Annotated in this window: 3 protein-coding genes and 1 pseudogene; 1 reads left to right on the top strand and 3 read right to left on the bottom strand. The window is 76.8% G+C overall.

All coding sequences use genetic code 11. The features are described 5' to 3' along the window. Positions 1 to 892, bottom strand: a pseudogene (locus JZ5iCDA_RS16520) (hypothetical protein); the annotation flags it as partial. A 70-nt stretch (positions 893 to 962) separates the two neighbouring features. Further along, positions 963 to 2,117: a VIT1/CCC1 transporter family protein gene (locus JZ5iCDA_RS16525; protein WP_139123187.1), complete on the bottom strand. Its 1,155-nt coding sequence runs from the start codon at positions 2,115 to 2,117 to the stop codon at positions 963 to 965. A gap of 144 nt (positions 2,118 to 2,261) precedes the next feature. On the opposite strand from JZ5iCDA_RS16525, the gene JZ5iCDA_RS16530 reads away from it, so the two are divergent. After that, on the top strand, positions 2,262 to 2,633 hold the full coding sequence (locus JZ5iCDA_RS16530; protein WP_069388122.1) for an FKBP-type peptidyl-prolyl cis-trans isomerase: 372 nt from the start codon (positions 2,262 to 2,264) through the stop codon (positions 2,631 to 2,633). A gap of 15 nt (positions 2,634 to 2,648) precedes the next feature. Here the strand turns inward: JZ5iCDA_RS16530 and JZ5iCDA_RS16535 are convergent. Beyond that, positions 2,649 to 3,084: DedA family protein (locus tag JZ5iCDA_RS16535; protein ID WP_171905413.1), on the bottom strand; the 436-nt coding region annotated here is incomplete at its 5' end.

Below are 3,084 nucleotides of genomic sequence, written 5' to 3' on the forward strand. Positions count from 1 at the left end.
GCGGCGGGGCGTGCGGGCCCGTCGGCTCGTCACCGGGCGCCCCGGGGCCGTCCGGCGCGTCGCCACCCGGCGTCGGCAGCACGGGCGCGAGCGGGTCGACCGGTGCGAGCGGGTCGAGCACCGGCCCCAGGACGGGGTCGGTGACCGGCGCGAGCACGTCGGTCACGGGCGTCAGCAGGTCGAGCACCGGCGTGGTCACCGGGGCCAGCGGCGACGTCGCGCCGAGGGCCGGGTCGAGCACGGGCGCGAGCGCCTCGAGGACCGGGGCCAGGCTCGGCACGACGCTGTCGACGACCGGGGTCGTCACCGGGGCGACCACCCCGACCACCGGCTCGAGCGCGGGAGCCACCGGCTCCACCACGGCGTCGACGACGGGCGCGGCGGGCTCGACCACGGTCTCGACGACGGGGGCCACCGGCTCGGTCCCCGTCCCGAGGACGGGCGCGACCGGCTCGGCGACGGTCTCGACGACCGGCGCCACGGGCTCGACGACCGTGTCCACCACGGGAGCCACGGGCTCGACCACGGAGTCGACGACAGGGGCGACCGGCTCGGTGACGGGCCGCACGACGTCCTGCACGACGGGCTCGACGACCGGCTGCACCACGTCCTGGACCACGGGGTCGAGGACCGGGCGCACGACGTCGTGCACGACGGGGTCGACGACCGTCTCGACGGTCGACGTCACGGGGTCGAGGACCCGGCCGAGGCCGAGGGGGTCGTGCTCGGCGGCGGTCGCGCCCCCGGCCGTCGCGATCGCGAGGCCCGTGCCGAGCCCGGCACCGCCGACGGCGAGCAGTCCGCGCAGGAGCCAGCGGCGGGCGCGCGTGCGCGCGCCCTGCGCCCCCTGCGAGCCGTGCATGACCGCCCCCTGGACCGGATCGTCTGTCACGGACGGATCGTCACCGACCGCGGGACTACCGAATCACAGAGACGAAAGTCACACCACCCGGACGAGGTTCTCAGCCGACAGTGGCTCCGAAGACGAGCCCGAGGACGTACGTCGCGGCGGCCGCGCCGAGCCCGATCGCCACCTGGCGCAGCGCCCGCGTGACGGGCGACGTGCCGGAGAGCAGGCCCACCGTCGCGCCCGTCGCGAGGAGCGCGACGGTCACGAGACCGCTCGCGACGGCCACCGCCCCGAGGCCGGTCATCCCGAACAGGTACGGCAGCACGGGGATCAGCGCCCCGGACGCGAAGAAGAGGAACGACGACACGGCCGCACCGATCGCGGTCCCGTGCGTCTCGTGCTCGTCGCCGGCGGGCGCCGGGGCGATGACGGTCTGCGCCGTGTACGTCGCGAGCACGTCGCGCGCGTGGGCCTCGGCGTCGACGGCCGTCATCCCCCGCGCCCGGTAGACGAGCGCGAGCTCGTTCGCGTCCACGTCGAGGTCCGGCAGCGCCGCCGACGCCTGCGGGCTCGGCGTCGACGCGTCGAGCAGCTCGCGCTGGGAGCGCACCGACACGAACTCCCCCGCGCCCATCGACAGCGCGCCCGCGAGGAGGCCCGCGAGCCCTGAGAGCAGCACCGTGGTGGGCGACGCGCCCGACGCCCCGATGCCGAGGATCAGCGCCAGGTTCGACACGAGACCGTCGTTCGCGCCGAAGACGGCCGCGCGGAACGTCCCGGACATGCGGTTGCGCCCGCGCGTCGCGAGCCCCCGGACGACCTCCTCGTGGATCCGCTCGTCCGCGGCCATGCTGGCCGTCGCGTCGGCGTCGGTCGCGTACGACGACCGCGACTCGGCGCGCTGCGCGAGCGCGAGCACGAACACGCCGCCGAAGCGCCGCGCGAGCCAGCCGAGGGTGCGCGTGCGCCAGTCCCCGGGGAGTGGACGCCCGACGTCGTCCCCCAGCAGGTCGAGCCAGTGCTGCTCGTGCCGGCCCTCGGCCTCGGCGAGCGCGAGCAGGATCTCGCGCTCCTCGCCCGAGCGCCGGCTCGCGAGGTCGCGGTACGCCGCGGCCTCGGCGCGCTCGTCGGCGAGGTACCGGCGCCACCGCCGCACGTCGCGCGCGCTGCGCCGGTGCGCGACGTCGTCCCGCGCCTCGGGCGTGCGGGCGGTCTCGGGCGTGCCGTCGGCGGGCACGCCGGGGCCAGGTCGGTCGGGGGTGGGCATGCGTCCCATGATGGCGATTTTCCGGGCCTCGGTGTTTCGCCTCCCCGAACGCCCGGGCACGGCGCCCCGCGTCCTCGGGGCCGGGCGCCCGGCGGGCCCGATGCCCGGCTGCCGTCACCGGGACCGCGTGGTTGGATCGACGGCATGAGCACACAGCCTGAACGCCCCGAGATCGACGCGCCCGAGGGCCCGGCACCCACCGAGCTCGTCGTCGAGGACATCCTCGTCGGCGAGGGACCGGAGGCCGCCCCGGGCTCCACGGTCGACGTCCACTACCTCGGTGTCGAGTACGAGACCGGCGAGGAGTTCGACGCGTCCTGGAACCGCGGGCAGTCGATCAACTTCCCGCTCCGCAGCCTCATCGCGGGCTGGCAGCAGGGCATCCCCGGCATGAAGGTCGGCGGGCGCCGCAAGCTCGTCGTCCCGCCGGAGCTCGCCTACGGCCCCGCCGGCGCGGGCCACCGCCTGTCCGGCAAGACGCTGATCTTCGTCATCGACTTGCTCGGGGTCTCCTGACCTCGGAGGCTCACCTCACGGCCGCGCGGCTCGGGGGGCGGGACGTGCCGGGTCGTGGCGGGACTGGCGGGAGCACCCGAGGAACGAGGGTGCGGATGGTAGACCCGGCGCGTCCCGCCCCCTGAGCCGCGTCCCGCGCCCCGAGCGCGCCGCGACGACGCGGTCGACGACGACCCCGACGACGGTCCCCACCGCGACCCCGATGGCCACGGCGAGCAGCGGCTGGTCACCGACCCATCGCGCGGCGAGCGTCCCGACGGCGACCGTCCACCCCGCCCAGGCGGTCGACGCGACGGCCGACAGCACCATGAACCGGCGGCGGGGGAAGCCGACCGCGCCCGCGGTGACGTTGACCGCGGTGCGCCCGACGGGCACGAACCTCGCGCCGAGCACGACCGACGCGCCCCGGCGCGCGAGGGCGCCGCTCGCCCACGCGACCGCCCGGCGCCCG

It is taken from the genome of Cellulosimicrobium cellulans, assembly GCF_001722485.1.
Classification (GTDB): Bacteria; Actinomycetota; Actinomycetes; order Actinomycetales; family Cellulomonadaceae; genus Cellulosimicrobium; species Cellulosimicrobium cellulans_A.